This is a genomic window from Bradyrhizobium lablabi, assembly GCF_900141755.1.
Taxonomy (GTDB): Bacteria; Pseudomonadota; Alphaproteobacteria; order Rhizobiales; family Xanthobacteraceae; genus Bradyrhizobium; species Bradyrhizobium lablabi_A.
The window spans coordinates 4,716,099-4,732,712 of sequence record NZ_LT670844.1 but is presented as its reverse complement, the minus strand read 5'-3'; the positions used below and the strand labels follow the sequence as shown (position 1 = coordinate 4,732,712).

At 60.5% G+C, this 16,614-nt stretch carries 18 protein-coding genes; 14 read left to right on the top strand and 4 right to left on the bottom strand.

Going from position 1 to position 16,614, the window contains the following annotated elements; translation table 11 throughout:
- The first annotated feature begins 14 nt into the window (after nucleotides 1–14).
- Together B5526_RS21965 and B5526_RS21960 are read left to right on the top strand one after the other, a co-directional pair.
- Entirely contained in the window at nucleotides 15–1,253 is a 1,239-nt protein-coding gene (locus tag B5526_RS21965; RefSeq protein ID WP_079541546.1) for an MFS transporter, read from the top strand.
- A 93-nt stretch (nucleotides 1,254–1,346) separates the two neighbouring features.
- Nucleotides 1,347–3,068, top strand: a complete 1,722-nt coding sequence (locus tag B5526_RS21960) for an N-acyl-D-amino-acid deacylase family protein (RefSeq protein WP_079541544.1) — start codon at nucleotides 1,347–1,349, stop codon at nucleotides 3,066–3,068.
- 165 nt (nucleotides 3,069–3,233) lie between these two features.
- Here the strand turns inward: B5526_RS21960 and B5526_RS21955 are convergent, their stop codons facing one another.
- Together B5526_RS21955 and B5526_RS21950 are read right to left on the bottom strand one after the other, a co-directional pair.
- Nucleotides 3,234–4,484 carry an ATP-binding protein gene (locus B5526_RS21955; RefSeq protein WP_079541541.1) on the bottom strand — a complete coding sequence of 417 codons (1,251 nt, stop codon included), beginning with the start codon at nucleotides 4,482–4,484 and terminating at the stop codon, nucleotides 3,234–3,236.
- Nucleotides 4,481–5,203 (bottom strand): response regulator, encoded by a 723-nt coding sequence (locus B5526_RS21950; RefSeq protein ID WP_079541539.1) that lies wholly within the window; start codon nucleotides 5,201–5,203, stop codon nucleotides 4,481–4,483. Before B5526_RS21950 ends, B5526_RS21955 begins: the two co-directional genes overlap by 4 nt.
- A 446-nt stretch (nucleotides 5,204–5,649) precedes the next feature.
- On the opposite strand from B5526_RS21950, the gene B5526_RS21945 reads away from it, so the two are divergent.
- The 11 genes from B5526_RS21945 to B5526_RS21895 all read left to right on the top strand — a co-directional run bounded on the left by B5526_RS21945 (nucleotide 5,650) and on the right by B5526_RS21895 (nucleotide 14,119).
- Nucleotides 5,650–6,117, top strand: a complete 468-nt coding sequence (locus tag B5526_RS21945; RefSeq protein WP_079541537.1) for a sterol desaturase family protein — start codon at nucleotides 5,650–5,652, stop codon at nucleotides 6,115–6,117.
- A gap of 161 nt (nucleotides 6,118–6,278) precedes the next feature.
- On the top strand, nucleotides 6,279–6,908 hold the full coding sequence (locus B5526_RS21940; RefSeq protein ID WP_079541535.1) for a thermostable hemolysin: 630 nt from the start codon (nucleotides 6,279–6,281) through the stop codon (nucleotides 6,906–6,908).
- A complete protein-coding gene (locus tag B5526_RS21935) occupies nucleotides 6,868–8,376 on the top strand; it encodes an AMP-binding protein (protein ID WP_079541533.1) in 1,509 nt (502 codons plus the stop codon). The genes B5526_RS21940 and B5526_RS21935 overlap by 41 nt, the downstream gene beginning before the upstream one ends.
- A gap of 12 nt (nucleotides 8,377–8,388) precedes the next feature.
- On the top strand, nucleotides 8,389–9,057 hold the full coding sequence (locus B5526_RS21930; RefSeq protein WP_079541531.1) for a TenA family transcriptional regulator: 669 nt from the start codon (nucleotides 8,389–8,391) through the stop codon (nucleotides 9,055–9,057).
- The gene (locus B5526_RS21925; RefSeq protein ID WP_079541529.1) at nucleotides 9,047–9,820 is read left to right on the top strand and encodes an SDR family NAD(P)-dependent oxidoreductase; all 774 of its coding nucleotides are present in this window, start codon (nucleotides 9,047–9,049) and stop codon (nucleotides 9,818–9,820) included. Before B5526_RS21930 ends, B5526_RS21925 begins: the two co-directional genes overlap by 11 nt.
- Before the next feature lie 51 nt (nucleotides 9,821–9,871).
- Nucleotides 9,872–10,531, top strand: coding sequence for a tetratricopeptide repeat protein (locus B5526_RS21920; protein ID WP_244562026.1), 660 nt, complete (start codon nucleotides 9,872–9,874; stop codon nucleotides 10,529–10,531).
- Between the two features lie 131 nt (nucleotides 10,532–10,662).
- Nucleotides 10,663–11,274 carry a class I SAM-dependent methyltransferase gene (locus tag B5526_RS21915; RefSeq protein ID WP_079541525.1) on the top strand — a complete coding sequence of 204 codons (612 nt, stop codon included), beginning with the start codon at nucleotides 10,663–10,665 and terminating at the stop codon, nucleotides 11,272–11,274.
- Nucleotides 11,275–11,415: 141 nt separating this feature from the next.
- Nucleotides 11,416–12,303, top strand: a complete 888-nt coding sequence (locus tag B5526_RS21910; RefSeq protein WP_079541523.1) for a MipA/OmpV family protein — start codon at nucleotides 11,416–11,418, stop codon at nucleotides 12,301–12,303.
- 20 nt (nucleotides 12,304–12,323) lie between these two features.
- Nucleotides 12,324–13,085, top strand: a complete 762-nt coding sequence (locus B5526_RS21905) for a hypothetical protein (protein ID WP_079541521.1) — start codon at nucleotides 12,324–12,326, stop codon at nucleotides 13,083–13,085.
- A gap of 28 nt (nucleotides 13,086–13,113) precedes the next feature.
- Complete coding sequence (locus B5526_RS21900) at nucleotides 13,114–13,503, top strand: DUF2147 domain-containing protein (protein WP_079541519.1); 390 nt, start codon at nucleotides 13,114–13,116, stop codon at nucleotides 13,501–13,503.
- A gap of 52 nt (nucleotides 13,504–13,555) precedes the next feature.
- Complete coding sequence (locus B5526_RS21895) at nucleotides 13,556–14,119, top strand: hypothetical protein (RefSeq protein WP_244562025.1); 564 nt, start codon at nucleotides 13,556–13,558, stop codon at nucleotides 14,117–14,119.
- Between the two features lie 186 nt (nucleotides 14,120–14,305).
- Here the strand turns inward: B5526_RS21895 and B5526_RS21890 are convergent, their stop codons facing one another.
- On the bottom strand, nucleotides 14,306–15,580 hold the full coding sequence (locus B5526_RS21890; RefSeq protein ID WP_172842081.1) for an MFS transporter: 1,275 nt from the start codon (nucleotides 15,578–15,580) through the stop codon (nucleotides 14,306–14,308).
- Nucleotides 15,581–15,705: 125 nt separating this feature from the next.
- Entirely contained in the window at nucleotides 15,706–15,840 is a 135-nt protein-coding gene (locus tag B5526_RS39470) for a hypothetical protein (RefSeq protein ID WP_283807537.1), read from the bottom strand.
- On the opposite strand from B5526_RS39470, the gene B5526_RS21885 reads away from it, so the two are divergent.
- On the top strand, nucleotides 15,839–16,612 hold the full coding sequence (locus tag B5526_RS21885) for a class I SAM-dependent methyltransferase (RefSeq protein WP_079541515.1): 774 nt from the start codon (nucleotides 15,839–15,841) through the stop codon (nucleotides 16,610–16,612). The genes B5526_RS39470 and B5526_RS21885 overlap by 2 nt on opposite strands.
- Nucleotides 16,613–16,614 lie beyond the last annotated feature (2 nt).

The following is a 16,614-nucleotide window of genomic DNA, read 5'->3' as shown; positions in this document are numbered from 1 at the left end:
GTTTTGAATCTGACATGGTCGACGTTCTCGCCGCACCGCAACAAGCAAAAACCGACGCATCGCTGCGGACGCTGGCTGCGATTTCGACGGCCCATTGGGTTAGTCATTTCCATTTTATGGCGCTGCCGATGCTGTTCCCGTTTCTGAAACAGCAGCTCGGCGTCGGCTACATCGAGCTAGGCTTTGCGCTCACCGTATTCGCCGCTGTTTCCGGACTGACCCAGGCGCCGATGGGATATCTTGCCGATCATATCGGCGCTCGCAAGATCCTGCTGATGGGCCTTACCCTCGGCGGCTTCGCGTTGATCATGCTCGGCCTGCATCTCAGTTACAGCTGGCTGATCGCCAGCGCAGTGCTGTTGGGGCTCGCCAACAGCGTTTATCATCCGGCCGACTATGCGATCCTGTCGGCCCATATGGATGAGGCGCGGATGGGCCGCGCATTTTCGATCCACACCTTTGCAGGGTACCTTGGCGGCGCGGTCGCGCCCGCCATCGTGGCCGCACTGGTTGCGATGACCGGAGGCTATGGCGCCCTGATCGTGGCCGGCGCCGTGGGTCCGCTGGTGGCGCTGTTGCTGGCCGCCGTCGGCATTCCAGATGCCAGCGCCGCCGATCGCAGAAACGACGGCGAGCGGGTACCGCCACAAAGCATCATCACGCCGACCCTGATCGTGCTGACGATCTTCTTCATGCTGCTGAGCCTGTCCAATGCCGGGATCGGCAATTTCGGCGTGGTGGCGCTGATGAGCGGTTACGGCGCGTCGTTCTCGAACGCCAATTTCGCGCTGACGGCGTTTCTCGGCTTTAGCGCTGTTGGGGTGCTGGCGGGCGGCTTTCTTGCCGACCGTACAAGGCGCCACGGCCAAGTCGCCGCCGGCTGTTTCGCTGTCAACGCCGCCATCGTGCTTGCCATTGCGACTGTCACGCTACCTTCGCTGCTGTTAACGACGGCAATGGGGATGGCGGGATTCCTCGGCGGCGTGATCGCCCCCTCGCGCGATATGCTGGTGCGCCACGCCGCACCCGCGGGCGCGGCCGGGCGGGCCTTCGGAATCGTCACCACCGGCTTCAACCTCGGCGGCATTGTCAGTCCGTTATTGTTCGGCTGGATCATGGACCAGAACGCCCCGCACTGGGTGTTTGGCGCCTCCGTGATATTCATGATCCTCACGGTCCTGCTGGCGCTTGTCACCGACCGCAAGCCGCAACGGAGTTCCGAAGCATCCGATGCAAGGCTGATGCAGCCCTGAACCGCACAAGCGGCAGTTGACAGCATCGAGGCAGGACCCATGATGCGCGAAACAGCGAATTTCGGGATGAAACGAACCTTGGGATGAAACGTCATGGCTGACAATCCAGACCTCGTGATCCGCGGCGGCACGATTGCCGACGGTCTAGGCGGCGAATTGTTCGAAGCGGATATCGCGCTCAAGGACGGCCGCATTGCCGAAGTCGGCCGCGTCGCCGGCAAGGGCAAGGATGAGATCGACGCGCGTGGCAAGCTTGTCGCGCCGGGTTTTGTCGATCTGCACACCCATTATGACGGCCAGGTCACCTGGAGCCACGACATCACGCCCTCCTCGCAGAACGGCGTCACGTCGGCAGTGATGGGCAATTGCGGCGTCGGTTTTGCACCCTGCCGGCCGGACGATCATTTCCGGCTGATCCAATTGATGGAAGGCGTCGAGGATATTCCCGAGCCGGTGCTCAGCGCCGGCATCCCGTGGGCGTGGGAGAGCTTTCCGGATTACATGGACTGGCTGTCGCAGCGAAATTTCGACATGGATATCGGCGCGCAATTGCCGCATGCGGCGCTCCGCGTCTATGTGATGGGCGAACGTGGCGCGCGCCGCGATCCCGCAACGGCGGAGGATAACACCGCGATGGCCGCGCTCGCCGGCGATGCCGTGCGCGCCGGCGCCTTGGGATTTTCGACCTCGCGCACCCTCAACCACCGCACCTCGACCGGCGACTATACGCCGACCTTGAAGGCCGGCGAGGATGAGCTGACCGCGATTGCGGGAGCGATGCACAAGGTCGGCCGCAGCGTGCTTCAGTTTGTGCTCGATCAAGCGAGCATCGAAGAAGACCTGCCGATGATGCTGCGGGTGGCGGAGAACACACGGTGCCCGATTTCGTTCTCGGTGGCGCAGGCCGACCGGGCGCCGCGGCGCTGGCGCCAGACGCTCGACAGCATCAACGAGGCTTCCGCGCGCGGGCTTTCGATAACCGCGCAGATCGCCGCGCGCCCGGTCGGGCTATTGCTCGGACTGGAATTGTCCCGCAATCCGTTCCAGACCCATCCGAGCTACAGAGAGATCGCCAAACTGCCGTTGGCCGAGCGCGTGGCGCGGCTGCGCCAGCCCGAGATGCGCGCGGCCATCTTAAGCGAGACGGCGACCGCGACCGACGATCCGCTGTTCTTCCGTCCGAATTACGACAAGATGTATCTGCTCGGCGATCCCCCGGATTACGAACAGCCGCCGGAGAATGCGTTGGGCGCGCAGGCCCGCCGCCAGGGAAAGCAGCCGGAAGAGCTTGCCTATGACGCGATGCTGTCGGACAACGGCCGCGGCATGCTCTACGTGCCGTTCCTCAATTACGCCGACGGCAATCTCGATGCGGTGCACGAGATGCTGCGCGATCCGCTATCCGTGCCGGGACTGAGCGATGGCGGCGCCCATTGCGGCATTATCTGCGACGCCAGTTTCCCGACCTATCTGCTGACGCACTGGACAAGGGACAGGAAGCGCGGCGAAAAGCTGTCGATCCCCTTCGTGGTGGCGGCGCAGTCGCGCAAGACCGCGCGCTCGGTCGGACTCTACGACCGCGGTGTGATCGCGCCCGGCTACAAGGCCGATATCAATGTCATCGACTACGATCGGCTGCATCTGCACCCGCCAAAGGTGCATTACGACCTTCCGGTCGGCGGCCGCCGCCTGCTGCAGCAGGTCGACGGCTATGATTTAACCATCGTCTCGGGCGTGGTGACGCAACGCGGCGGCAGCCCCACCGGGGCCCGTCCGGGCCGGCTGGTGCGCGGCGCACAGGGCAGTTTGCAGTAGGCAACATACATTCAGTGTCGTCCCGGCCTTGAGCCGGGACCCATACGCCGCGGCTTATCAGTGGGGCGATGGGGTTAGTTGCCTTTGTAACAATCGGCCGCTGTCGTTATGGGTCCTTGCCTTCGCAGGGACGACAGCGGAGTATTTGTCCGGCCACCGCGCCCCTCACGCAAAACACGCCGGAAAACTTATTCTTTGCCGCAGTCCCCTCGGCGAGCGGTTCTGCAGGGTTAATTTGCCGCCGTGACGTTCGACGATCTCCTTGGCGATCGCCAGGCCAAGGCCTGCACCAGCTCCAAACTTGCGCCGCGCCGGATCAACCCGGAAAAAGGGTTCGAATACCCGCGACATGCTTTGGTCCGGAATGCCGGGCCCCTCATCCTCGATAATGATCGAGGCGGTAGCGTTGTCTTCCAGACCTACCGTGACAAAGGCGCCACCGCCATGCGTTGCCGCATTGATCACGAGATTTCTGACGGCCCGCGTCAGCGCCAATGGCGCCGATGAAATTGTCACCGCCTCCATTTTCATAATCGTCACCGACGCCTTCATTGCTGCGAGATCCTGGCAAATTTCGCTGGTGATTTCGTCGACCCGGACCAACTGGCTTGTTTCCCGCTGGGTTTCTTCGCGCACCAGCTGGATTGCGCTATCGGCGATGCGGTCGAGCTCCTCGAGGTCGCTCAGCCACATCGACCGATCCTCCTCGTCGAGAAACTCGGCTCGCAGCCGCATCCGGGTCATCGGCGTACGCAGATCGTGGCCAGCGGCTGCGACCAATCGCATCCGGCTTTCGGCAGCGTTTTTCAACCTCGCCGTCATGGTATTGAGCGCGCGCGCGGTTGCCCTCAGTTCGGCTGGTCCAGTTTCCGGCAATCGCGGAATAACGCCGTCGGCGTCAATCGTTGCCGCGACGCGCTCCAGCACCGCGAGATGGCGGGTGATGCGGTGGGCAAACCACACCGCCACACAGACGGTTCCGAGGGCGACCAGCAAGAACCAGCTGGCGAGAGCGTACAGAACTTCTCCGCGATGACGCTCCGGTATCGGAAGTGCAAGCCAGCCCGATTTCAGCTTGATCGACACAAACGGGTGAGGGGTTTCAGTCGGTTGTGTTACGACAACCACTAGATCAGATCCTGCGTTGCGCAATTGAGATTGCAGCAGGTTCGTCAATTCCGGGCGCGGCTGACCTGGTACGGGGCCCGATCCCAAATGCGAGCGCCTGTCGTTTTCGTCGCCACCGAACAAGGGCGAGATCAGCAGGATCGCCTCGGAAACCAATTGGGCGTAATCCCTTTGTTCCTTTTGGGCATGCCCCTGCCGCGCCAAAAATAAGGTTGCGGTCGCCATGACGACGACGCAGATGATCGACAAGAACAGCGTCAGGACAATGCGAGCCCTCAGGGAATTCATTCGCCCGCTCCAATCTTCTCAACATTCGCGGTAAATACGTAGCCGCCGTTTCGCACCGTCTTGATCAGCTGAAATTCGACGTCGCCGAGCTTGCGGCGAACCCGGCTCAACAGCACGTCGACCGAGCGATCGAAGGCATCGCCATCGCCGCGCTTGGTCGCATCCAGCAAATATTCGCGCGACAGCATTCGCCCCGAGCGCGCCACCAACGCATGCAAGAGATCGAATTCGGCCGAGGTCAGCTCCAACAGCCCGCCGCTCGCGTTCAGAACCCGACGCAATCCCGGCTGTAACTTGAAACCCTCGAACCGGTATTCCTGCGGCGAATGCACAATCTTGGCCGCCTCACTTTGACGACGAAGCACCGCGCGAATGCGGGCCGCAAGCTCCCGCGGATTGAACGGCTTGCCGAGATAATCGTCGGCGCCGATCTCGAGGCCGATGATGCGGTCGACGTCCTCCTTCAATGCGGTGAGAAGAATGATCGGAATATGCGAGTTCTGGGCTCGCATGTCCCGGCAGATTTCCAGGCCTGATCCGTCCGGCAACATGACATCGAGCACGATCAGCTTGATGTCGTTGGATTCCAGCGCGGCCTCAAGCGTGCGCTTGTCGGACGCCAGCGTCACCCGAAACCCCTGCTCCGCCAGATACCGGCCAAGCAGCTTTCGAATTTGCAGATCATCATCGACAATCAAGATGTGCGGTTCGACGTGCACGCGTTACGTCCTCATCGAAACTGTGTTGGACCGAATAAAGCAATTACCCATGGCTTTCAATGCGGTAGCAGTCAAACCGCCCTTTCCAGCAACATTGAGACATATTGCAGCGGCCCCTAGGCAACGTTCGGACACGGATGGCCCTATTTTGGAGATTGCCGCCGGTTAGACGGCTGGCATCAGCGCTTCGGATATTCCGTTGGCAGCGCGAAGGTGAGCAGTCATGTCTGGTTTTACCGGAAGCCGAAAGCGCGTTCTCGTCTGGGCGCTGGTAAAATTCCTTCTGACTGTCTGCGACCACCAAAACGACGCATCCGCGGCGATTTCATTGGACCAACCGCTCACATTATCGGTGGCGCAGGTGGGCCGCGAAGCGGTGAACGACCATTTGCGCTGAGCTAAATGGCAGGAGATGTTGGGACCAGGCCGCGCGTTTGGTGCCCACCATGACGGCCGCCATTTACGTTGGCGAGCTTGTTTTCGCGATTGCGCTGGCAATCACCTTGCTGGCTGCCTCGACGCTTAAGTTTTCCCTTGCCGCGCTTCTGTTCTGCTGCGGTCTCGCGGCGTGGACGTTGGCGGAATACATCACGCATCGCTTTGTGTTGCATGCCATTGCCCCGGTGCAACACGGGAAACATCACGCCCGCCCGCAAGACGGCATCGACAAGGTGTTCTGGCAAATATGGCTCGCATTCGCATTCGCCTATCTGGCGGCGGGAGGCGCCGTTCTGGCCGGCGTTCTCGTCGCCTACGGCTGGTATCTATCGGTCCATTATTGCGCCCATCACAGTCCCACGATTCTGCCGGCTTCGCTGCTGAAACATCACCTCGACCACCACAGGTTCGCGAACCGAAACTACGGCGTCACGACGAAGTTCTGGGATCGCGCGTTCGGTACGATGCTCCGGTGATGCCGAGCAAGCTCTAGGGGATAGCGAAAGTTCAAGGTAACGCCGACAACACGAAGCCTTGATGCACAATGTGTCCGCATCGCGCCGACTAGATGGCTTTGGATACGTCGGGCAACATTCGGAAATAGAGCTGCAAATTTCGGAACAAGCTTCGGGCGCAAATGATCGGCAACAACGGGATCGATCCGATCCTGTGGCCGGTAAGCGAGATGAAGACAGCCCTTCTGGCAAATGATGATGCTCTCAGGCGTCCAGCCGAGGAATTCATCAAGGACACCTACGAGGCTCGATATGGCGCACGGCTTGAGACTTTCCCGTCGCGGATAATCGCCCTTTTGGATCATCGTGACGAGATTCTCTGTGCGGCCGGGCTTCGTTTCCTGGATGATGGATTCTTCTCCGAACGTTACCTCGATACGCCAGTCGAAGACGTCGTCAGCGCGATATCGGCGCGAACCGTCAATCGGAGCGCAATCTTTGAAGTGACGACGCTAGCCAGCCGGGCACCGCTGGCGACGGCAGAGTTCATCGCGGAAATCGGCAGCTTTGGTGAGAGGGCCGGATTTGAATGGTCTTTCTTTACACTGACGCGCCGTCTTCACCTCTTGGTCAGCCGCCTTGGCGTCGCACTGACCTTGCTTGGTGAGGCCGACCGTCATCGCATCGCGGATTCCGAGCGATGGGGCACCTACTACGCTTGCCAGCCGAAGGTATATGCCGTTGCCAGCCGACGTCCAAAGATGAGCGGTGATGGCCCTCAAAGAAGGGAGCAGTATGCGGCAACTATTTGAGTCGATGCGGCGCCATGTGTCAGAGGCGGGCGAGTTGATCGCGGTAAGCGACCAGCACGGTCAATTGTCCCGCCGCGAACTCCTTGCCAGAGTGACGAGCCTCGCGGCCGACCTTAAGGGTCAGCCTCGAACCGTCGGCATCTACGCTCCAAACGGGCTTGGCTGGGTCATCGCCCAGCTCGCCTGCGCATTTGCCGGCAAAATCGTAGTGCCGTTGCCGACTTTCTTTAGCCCGGCGCAACTCGGCCACGTCGTTCGCGATGCATCGGTCGAGCTTGTTCTGGCCTCCGAACAAACCGCACCACTGGCCGTTCAATCGGGCGTACCGACCAATGTTATCGACATCCATCGGGCGGGAGCGGGGCTGCCGGATGCGATCGATGGCTTCGGTCAGATCATCTATACCTCGGGCAGCACAGGTCAACCGAAAGGTGTCCGCCATCAAAGTGGGCAAATCGCGTGGTCGGCCGCCGCGTTGGCATCTGCGACCGCGGCAAGCGCGACCGACTCATATCTCTCGTTGCTTCCGTTGCCGCTGCTGTTGGAGACGATCTGTTCGATCTTTATTCCAGCATCGCTTGGGGCTTATGTCCATTTCGAAACCGGCCTAGCCGAACGAATAGGTCGCGGCAGCGCGACCGGGATTGCGAAGGCATTCGAAATTCATCGTCCCACTACGAGCGTGCTGGTGCCGCAATTGCTGAAGCACTGGGTCGGGGAGCTCCAGTCCGTCGGCCTGGCCGCGCCGTCTTCGCTTCGATTTGTAGCGGTGGGAGGCGCGCCGGTCCCAACGCAAATTGCGAATGCCGCCTGGCGCCTGGGAATCCCCGTGCACGAAGGCTACGGACTTTCGGAATGCTGCTCGGTTGTTACCCTCAACCAACCGAAGGAACGGCGCCCCGGCACGGTTGGCGAAGCGTTGAGCGGTCTGTCGGTGTCGATCGATGAGGGAGAGATCGTAGTCGACGGACCTTCGATCACAGACGGTTACCTGGGGCAGGGACCCGCCAAGAGACCCTGGCGCACCGGTGACCTCGGAGAGATCGATCGCGACGGATTCCTTACCGTGCACGGACGCAAGGACAGTCTCATCGTCACCTCATTCGGTAGAAACATCAGCCCTGAATGGATCGAGACAATGCTGCTTGCCGATCCACGCATTGCGCTCTGTACTGTCGCCGGTCACGGCGAGCCCTATTTGACCGTGTTGCTTATCCCTTCTGCTCAAGGTGCAGCTTGGTTCGCCTCGGCCAGTCGCGCCGATATCCTGGAGCTGCTGTCCGATTGCTGTTCTGACGCACCGGAATATGCAGTGCCACGCGCTTACGTCATCGTTTCCTTCGAACAAGCTTTGAACCATCAATTGCTCAGCAATGGACGACCCGTTCGAAAAAACATTGCCAAGTTCATCCTGGATAGAGCGGCCGCTCCGCGCACGCCTCTTGTCCCGACGTCGCTTCCAATCTGAAAGGGCCCAACGATGAGCTTCTATGAGCAACTGGTCGCTGAGACCGCCGACAGCCGTGAGGCTTTTCTCGCCATTCCGCTGGTGCGAAACACGCTGCGGAACGGCGCGCCTCGCAGCCTCTACCTCGATTTCCTGGCCGAGGCCTATCACCATGTCAAACATACGTTTCCGCTGCTGGCTTTGGCCGCGTCACGCACTTCGGACGAACGCTATCAGGACGCGCTGGTCGAATACATGGAGGAAGAGCGCGGTCATGAGAAATGGATTCTCAACGACATCCGGGCACTTGGCGGCGATCCCGATGCGGTACGCGATGGCCAGGCGGGGCAGGCCTGCCGGATCATGGTGGGATACGCCTATTACGCCATCGAACATATCAGCTCCTACGCATATCTCGGAAGCGTGCATGTTCTGGAAGGGATGTCGGTATTGCTGGCAGACCAACTTGCCGACGTCATGAAAGCGTCTCTCGGCTTGGAGAGCGAAAGCGGATTTAGCTATCTTCGGACTCACGGCTCGCTTGACAGCGAACACGTCGCGTTCTTCCGAAAGCTGGTCAATGGTTTCGATGACCGGAACACCCAACGCATCATCATCGACAACGCCGCGATCTTCTACCGATTGTACGGCTCGATCTTTCACGACCTCGGCGCTCGGGCGGAGCTGAGCCATGCTGCGTGACCAAAAATGCGTGCTGATAACCGGAGCAGGCTCCGGGATCGGGCGCGCTTTGGCGGTAGAGGCGGCACGACGCGGGATGATCGTTGCGCTATGTGGTCGGCGCGAGACCGCACTTGAGGCAACAGGCGTGCTGCTCGGCGAGGGGAGTGAGCATCTGATCATTCCGGCGGATATCACAAATCCGCAAGACCGCCGCCGGATCGTCGAGATTATCAGCGACCAATGGAAGGCCCTGGACGTGCTCGTCAACAACGCCGGCGTCGTCGAGGGCGGCGCCATCGAGAAATTCGACGATGACGCGATAGCCAGAACATTTCGCACCAATGTCATCGCGCCGATCGCGCTGACGCGCGATCTCATGCCGTCGCTGCTCGCGGCAAGACCATCGAGGGTGGTCAATATCGGTTCTGTTTTTGGCGACATCGCCTATCCGCTGTTCTCCGGCTATTCCGCCTCGAAATTCGCCTTGCGCGGATTTTCCAATGCGCTGCGCCGGGAATGGAGGCAAGCCGGTATCGGCGTCACCTATGCGGCGCCGCGGGCAACCCGGACCGATGCGTCCGTCGCCTTCGACGAACTCATCGCACATGCAAAGATGAGCGTCGACGCTCCCGCAGAGGTCGCCCGGCAAATATGGAAGTCGGTCGCACGCGGCCATGATTCCATCTACGCGCCGGCACCGGAACGTTTCTACGTCCTCATTCAACGCATCTTCCCGCAAATCATCGACTGGGCGCTCTCACGGCAAGCACCCTCCCATTAAAGCCAGCCCGCAAAGAGACACTTCGCGTAGATGAGAAGGCGACCCATAACCTTGAAATCCCGCATATCGCTTTTGTCATTGATCACCCTGCTCGTCGCAAGTCCCTACACGCTTTCCAGCCAGGCTGCGGACGCCTTGTCACCCGACGTCCGCCGCCTGCAGACTAAATGGGAGACGATCAAGTTCGGCGTTCCCGAAGGCGACGAGCAAACCAAACAAATGAATGCGCTTGGCGAAGAAGCCGACGCAGTAGCCGCGCACTCTCCCGGGATACCGGAAGCGCTGATTTGGGACGGTATCATCACGAGCGAGCGCGCCTCGTTGGCAAGCACGTTTTATGCGCTCGGCTTTGCCAAGCGCGCCCGCGACATCCTCGAACAGGCCTACAATATGGATCCCGCGAGGATGGATGCCGGCGCGACGACCAGCCTCGGCGTTCTGTACTACCGCGTTCCCGGCTTTCCGATCGGATTTGGCGACAAGGCGAAAGCTCGGCAATTGCTCGAACAAGCCGTCAAGCTTGCGCCCAATGGGCTGGATGCCTGGTATTTCTATGGCGACTTCCTTTACACGCAAAATGAATATCCGAAGGCCATCGAAGTCTTTCAACATGCGCTCAAGATACCACAACATCCGGATCGTCCGCTCTGGGACAAAAACCGGCGGCTCGTGATCGAAGAACTGATAGCCAAGATCGAGGAAAAGAGGTGAAACCTCCTCGCCGCGAGTCCGCGATCACAGCTGCAAAGCCGCATTTGCGTGTGATCGACCGGCTGTGGCACGCCCTTGGTTGTCAGCTGCGAAACCCGAGAGGCGTTGCTGGATCGGTGGTTGGATGGTTGATGGCCTGGATCAATGACGAGCCAAACCGGCTGGCTATCGATGCCCTCGACCCCAGGCCAGGGGAGACGGTCCTTGAATTCGGCTTTGGCCCCGGTTGGGGTCTCCGAACCATCGCGGCGCGTGCCCACGGCGCCCGGGTCTACGGCGTGGACCAATCGGCCCGGATGCTCGGGCAAGCCAAACGCATGAATGAGGTGGCAATATCCCGGGGTCGAATGGTGCTGGTGCGTGGAGACTTCAGGCCGCTGCCCTGGATCGACGAGATGTTCCACAAAATTTTGCTGGTAAACGTTGTTTACTTCTTCGACACCGACGGCCGCGACATTTCAGAAGTCTACCGCGTGCTGCGATCGGGCGGCCGTCTCGTCATCTACGTGACTTCGCGGGAGACGATGGAAAAATGGCCGTTTGCCGGACCCGAGACACACCGAACCTTCGACGCACACGATCTTGCCCGTCTTCTAGAGAACGCTGGATTTAGCCGTTCGCACATAACCATCATGCATGCCGAGCTCGCGCTCGGTGTCAAAGGCCTGATCGCCGTCGCCGAAAAGTCCACGCGCTCGATACGGTCCGATGCAATGCACGGCATCGCGGCGTTGGCACCGTGAAATATGACGTCCGCAGGATTGATCGAATGAACTGAATAGATTGGGCAACGTTGGGAAACAAAGCGCGAGGTCGGGAACAAGCTTCGGTCGCAAACGACCGGCAACAACGAGTTCCGTTCAGCTCTGTTGCCGGTAAGAGAGATGCGCAAGACAGTTCTTCCAGCCAATACCGCTCCTCGGCAACAGCAACACGATCTTCTCCGGGCCGCCGCGCTGGTGGCATTGATACTCGTGCCATCTGCGGCAACGGCGGACCCATTGGTCACGTTGCCGGCTCCGCCTTTCGAATTGCCGATGTTGCCGCCGGTGTCCGGCACCTGGACCGTCATGGTCGGCGCGGGGGGCGAATACAAACCCGATTTCGAGGGCGCCAAACGGAGCATGCTCAGCCCGGTCCCGATTTTTGCCATCCGCCGTGCCGGCTCGGTGGACCAGTTTCGCGGGCCGCGCGACAGCGCAAGCATCGCGCTGATCGACTTTGGCGACCTTCGGGCCGGCCCCGCCGGCAAGTTCGTGTCGTCACGAAAAGCCAACAGCTATTCCGAACTGAATGGCCTCGGCGACGTCAAAACCACGATCGAACTCGGCGGCTTCGTCGAATATTATCCGGTCGACTGGTTCCGCACGCGCGGCGAACTCCGCCAGGGTATTGGCGGCCACAAGGGCGTCGTTGCCGACCTCTCGGCGGACTTCATCGTGCCGGTGATTCAGCGCTTCACGGTCTCGGCCGGACCGCGCTTCACCTGGGAAACCACCAAAGCGACCTCGCCCTATTTTGGCATCGACGCCGCGCAGGCGATGGCGACCGGGCTGCCGATATTCAACGCCAAGGGCGGCGCGCACTCGGCCGGCGCCGGCGCCCAGGTGTCCTACCGGATCGATCCGCAATGGGAAGTCCATGCCTATGTCGAGTACCAGCGGTTGCTCGGCGACGCCGCCAAAAGCCCTCTGGTGACCGTTCGAGGCTCACCGAACCAGACGACGGTTGGCATCGGCGCCTCCTATTCATTCGACGTCAAAATACGATAGGCCGACAGGATCGCCACGCCATGCGCCGCAGCAGTCCATACGCGAACCTCGCGGCGGTTGTTGTTGTAGCCGTCAGCCTCGGCGGCTGCGCGATGTTTGCCACCCGCGACACGAAACTGCAGGCGGTCAAGACCGTCGGCATCATCTCGGCAGTCGGCGACGAGATGACGTTTGCAAGGATGGGACTGACCGGCCTGAATAACGCCAATCAGAGTTTTCCGATCGGATCCTGGGGCCTTGATGACCTCATCGTCCAGCAAGCAACCACGGCGTTGAGCGGTCGTTTTCAAGTGCAACCGGTCAGTTATCCGCGCGCCGCCTTTGCCGCGATCAAGGATTCGCCGGTTGCGCCGGTCAATCTCGTCCGTGGCGATCCGTTCAAGAAACTCGTTAAGACCGAAGTGACGCCCCAGGGGCTTGACGCCTACATCGTCATCACCAAGGCGAAATCCAATTTCGGCAGCGGTGCGCGAAAGGTCGAAGGCATCGGTTTTGTCAGTTACGGCACGTTGCTCGCGTCTTACAACCAGATCCATGTGCTCTACGAGATCAGGGTGTACGACGGCAAGTCGTTCGACGTCATCGAGAAAATGGTTGCCCCGCCGTTAGAAAATGCGGGGACGGTCGGGCTCACCGGCCCAAGCCGCTTGGTCGACGAGAGTTTCTCGCCGAGTTCAGGCGAGCCCGCCCGAAACGAGAACCTGCACGGGGCGATCACCGACCTGATCGCACGCAGCCTTTCGTCAACCCTGAGCGACATGCATCTCGCGGATGTTCGTTAATCGGAAGCAACAACGTAAGGAGATTGGGATGAAAATTCTGCGTCTCGGCTTGGGTCTCGGCTTGGCTTCGACGGTATTCCTGCTGACCACAAGTCTCGGACTCGCAGACGAAATTCTCGGCACCTGGTTACGCGACAGTGGTGATGAGCAAGTCAGGTTCGGACCGTGTGGTAACGCCATCTGCGGAGACGTTGTGTGGCTGAAACCCGGTTCGGATTTGAATGCCAAAGTCGGCAAGCGGCTGTTCTTCGACGTGCGGCCCAGTGGAGCTAATTCCTGGACCGGCAAAGCCGCCAGCTCCGACACCGGGTCAACCTATTCAGGCAAAATGTCTGTTGAAGGCTCTACCCTCACCACTTCGGGCTGCATCGCCGGCGGACTGATCTGCAAGTCGGCCAATTGGAAGAGAGTGCCTTGAGGCGCACCCGGCCGACACCGTTCGAGCAATTGGAAACAGAAACGCCAACAAAATGATCGGATTCTTTGATGCAATGCGCCGAGGGACGACGATCGTCGCGCTGGTGAGGACAAGATCAATGTGTCGCAATCGAACAATCCTTCATTCCGTATTGCAATGCTCCCTTTTGATAACAATGCTTGCCATGTCTCCGGCTCACGCCGATCAGAGCTTCGATAACGTGGCTGGTTCATGGTCGGGTAGCGGCATGATGAAGCCCTCGAATGGGCCGCGCGAACGCGTCCGGTGCAAAGTTGACTACATTGTCAAAAGCGCGGGCCAATCCGTGAAAATGAACGTGCGTTGCGCCAGCGATGCCTACAAAATGGATTTGAATGCCAACATCGATCAAAACGGGACCGTGCTTTCGGGCAATTGGTTTGAAAGCCAGTATCGTCAGGGCGGCAAGGTTTCGGGCCAAAACGTCAACGGTGTTATCGAAGCAAAAGTCGAGGGTGACACGATCACCGCCTTGCTGACCGTTAATACCAAAGGCAATCACCAAACCTTCGTCATGGATTCTCCGGGAGCTTGGGTCTCGCACGTTTCGATTGATCTTGTCCGAGACGCCCGATGAACAGACTGCGCTCGAGTCCAATTGTATGTATTCGTCGTCCCCGCGAAAGCGGATACCCATACGCCGCGGCTTATCAGTTGGGCGATGGGGTAGACCGCTTCCGCAACAACCAACATCGGTGGTTATGGTCCCCGCTTTCGCGGGGACGACCAGGGGAGTATTTGGCCGGGACTACCGGAGCGCGAATCACGCAAATTTCGGCTGCGTCACTTCCTCGCCCATCAGCCGCGCGCGCTCGGTGTTGGGCCACAGCAGCAACAGGCCGAGCAATCCCGACGTCACCAGGATGACGGCGTTGATGGTGAAGCCCGTCATGTAGCCGTCGAGCGGCACCGCCGCGCCCTGGATCACGCTGCCCATCACCTTTGGAGCCATGATGCCGGCGAGCGTGTAGATCGCGCCATAGATCGCGATCACGGCGCCGCGCTGCGACACCGGCGTAAATTCGCCGAGCATCGGCGGACAGACCACATAGATCGATCCGCACAGCCCGGAGCCGGTCACCAGCAGCGCGATCTGCAGCCCGACGCCCTGGACATGCGGCAGCAGCGCGATGATTGATCCGCCGACAATCAGCGGGACCGAGCCGAGCACCCCGCGCGCGTTGCGGGTGCAAACCCCGCGCGCCATCAAAACCTGCGAAATCCACCCGGTGAGCAGCACAATGACGGCGCCGAACACCCATGGCAGGATCGAAATCCAGCCCGCGTCGGTTTGAGAGAAACCGAGCCCCTTGACGATGAACGGCGTGAACCAAGTGAGGCCAAGCGACAATGCCCAATAGGCGCCGAATGTCGCCGCGCAGCAGCCGACGAAGGTCCGCGAGGTCAGAAGCCGGGAATAGGGAATCCGGGGTTCGGCGGTCCCCGTCGCGACGGTTTGCACCAGCGGACCCTCCTTGCCCAGCACCAGCCACGCCGCGACCCACAACAGGCCGACGACACCGAGCGCGCCGAACGCGTAGTGCCAGCTATAATTGACGATCAGCCAGTTCAGCGACGGCACCGCGAGGATCACGCCGAATGCAGATCCCTGCGACAGGATCGCGGTGGGTAGCCCTCGCTTCTCGTCGGGAAACCATTTGTAGACCGAGTGGATCGCGACCGACGCCGCCGGACCCTCGCCGGCGCCAAGGATCACCCGGCAGATCAATAGCGTCGTGAACCCGACCGTTCCAACCATCGGGAACTGCGCCAGCGCCCATATCGCCGCGAGAACCAGCAGAACCCAGCGCGTGGCGACGCGATTGACGATAAAGCCGACCGCGATCGCCGAGATCGAAAACAGGAGGAAGAACGACGAGCCTAATGTACCGAACTGATCCGGCTCGAGCTTCAACTCGGTCATGATCGGCACACCCGCGAGTCCGACCACGATCTTGTCGGCGAAATTGACCAGCATGAAGAGAAACAGCAGGAATGTGATTTTCCAGGCGCCTTTGGGCGTCGGTTGCGTGGTCATGGTCTCTCCCGGATTATCGTTAGCTGCTCTGTTGGCAGGCCCCCTCCCAATGGTACCTGTGGGGCGAGCGGCAATGCAACTGGCCATTTTGGCTCCCACGCGTGCGCTGCAACTTGATATCCGCCCTACGGAATGCCGTCTGACGCTGTGCCGGAAACCTCCTGCAACCGGATCACGATCGCGTCGCCGTCACGATTGGGACGGTGATCTCCGGCTATGGTCTTGCTATGCTCCACGACAACCTGCCAGGGGATTTTCATGACCGGATCGATCCATCGCCGCGCGAACCTGATCGGCGTGCTTGCCTCGCTTGCCATGCTCGGGGGATGGGGTTCGGTCGCAATTGCGGCCGAGGGCGTCAAGTCGCCGGACTACGAAGCCATTGTCGCCGCGCCGGACCGCAGCGATGCCGACCGGCAGACCGATCTGCGCCGGCAGCCCGCCAAGATGCTCGCCTTCACCGGCGCGAGGCCGGGCATGCAGGTGCTGGATATGGACGCCAACGCCGGCTACAGCACGGAGTTATTGGCGCGTGCGGTAGCGCCGGATGGCGTGGTGTATGCGCAGGATTCGGCTGAAGTCATCGAGCGCTTCGTCAAGGACAAGTTCGATATCCGCGCGCAAAAGCCCGCCATGAAGAATGTCGTCCATGTCGTCAGGAATTTCGACGATCCCATCCCGCCGGACGTGAATGGGCTCGATCTGATCACGTTTTTCTTTGCCTATCACGACGTGACCTACATGGCCGTCGATCGCGCCGTGATGAACAAGAAGATGTTCGCAGCGCTAAAGCCCGGTGGCTTCCTGGTCATCGCCGACCATTCGGCGCGCCCCGGCGATGGCACCAATGTCGGCAAAACCCTGCATCGCATCGAAGAAAGCACGCTGCGCCAGGAGATCGAGGCGGCCGGGTTCAAGCTCGTGAGCGAAGCCGATTTCCTGCGCCATCCCGAAGATCCGCGGGACGCAGCGGTATTCCATCCGCCGGTCCCGGTCGATGAATTCGTGCTGAAATATCAGAAGCCCCTGTGATG

What these genes read in the sequence shown, in the direction of transcription:
- B5526_RS21905 (WP_079541521.1), top strand. Translation starts at nt 12,324, where the DNA reads ATGCGCCGCAGCAGTCCATACGCGAACCTCGCGGCGGTTGTTGTTGTA.
- B5526_RS21935 (WP_079541533.1), top strand. Translation starts at nt 6,868, where the DNA reads ATGGCCCTCAAAGAAGGGAGCAGTATGCGGCAACTATTTGAGTCGATG.
- B5526_RS21930 (WP_079541531.1), top strand. Translation starts at nt 8,389, where the DNA reads ATGAGCTTCTATGAGCAACTGGTCGCTGAGACCGCCGACAGCCGTGAG.
- B5526_RS21910 (WP_079541523.1), top strand. Translation starts at nt 11,416, where the DNA reads ATGCGCAAGACAGTTCTTCCAGCCAATACCGCTCCTCGGCAACAGCAA.
- B5526_RS21945 (WP_079541537.1), top strand. Translation starts at nt 5,650, where the DNA reads ATGACGGCCGCCATTTACGTTGGCGAGCTTGTTTTCGCGATTGCGCTG.
- B5526_RS21960 (WP_079541544.1), top strand. Translation starts at nt 1,347, where the DNA reads ATGGCTGACAATCCAGACCTCGTGATCCGCGGCGGCACGATTGCCGAC.
- B5526_RS21890 (WP_172842081.1), bottom strand. Translation starts at nt 15,580, where the DNA reads ATGACCACGCAACCGACGCCCAAAGGCGCCTGGAAAATCACATTCCTG.
- B5526_RS21955 (WP_079541541.1), bottom strand. Translation starts at nt 4,484, where the DNA reads ATGAATTCCCTGAGGGCTCGCATTGTCCTGACGCTGTTCTTGTCGATC.
- B5526_RS21895 (WP_244562025.1), top strand. Translation starts at nt 13,556, where the DNA reads ATGATCGGATTCTTTGATGCAATGCGCCGAGGGACGACGATCGTCGCG.
- B5526_RS21900 (WP_079541519.1), top strand. Translation starts at nt 13,114, where the DNA reads ATGAAAATTCTGCGTCTCGGCTTGGGTCTCGGCTTGGCTTCGACGGTA.
- B5526_RS21885 (WP_079541515.1), top strand. Translation starts at nt 15,839, where the DNA reads ATGACCGGATCGATCCATCGCCGCGCGAACCTGATCGGCGTGCTTGCC.
- B5526_RS21925 (WP_079541529.1), top strand. Translation starts at nt 9,047, where the DNA reads ATGCTGCGTGACCAAAAATGCGTGCTGATAACCGGAGCAGGCTCCGGG.
- B5526_RS21940 (WP_079541535.1), top strand. Translation starts at nt 6,279, where the DNA reads ATGATCGGCAACAACGGGATCGATCCGATCCTGTGGCCGGTAAGCGAG.
- B5526_RS21965 (WP_079541546.1), top strand. Translation starts at nt 15, where the DNA reads ATGGTCGACGTTCTCGCCGCACCGCAACAAGCAAAAACCGACGCATCG.
- B5526_RS21915 (WP_079541525.1), top strand. Translation starts at nt 10,663, where the DNA reads ATGGCCTGGATCAATGACGAGCCAAACCGGCTGGCTATCGATGCCCTC.
- B5526_RS39470 (WP_283807537.1), bottom strand. Translation starts at nt 15,840, where the DNA reads ATGAAAATCCCCTGGCAGGTTGTCGTGGAGCATAGCAAGACCATAGCC.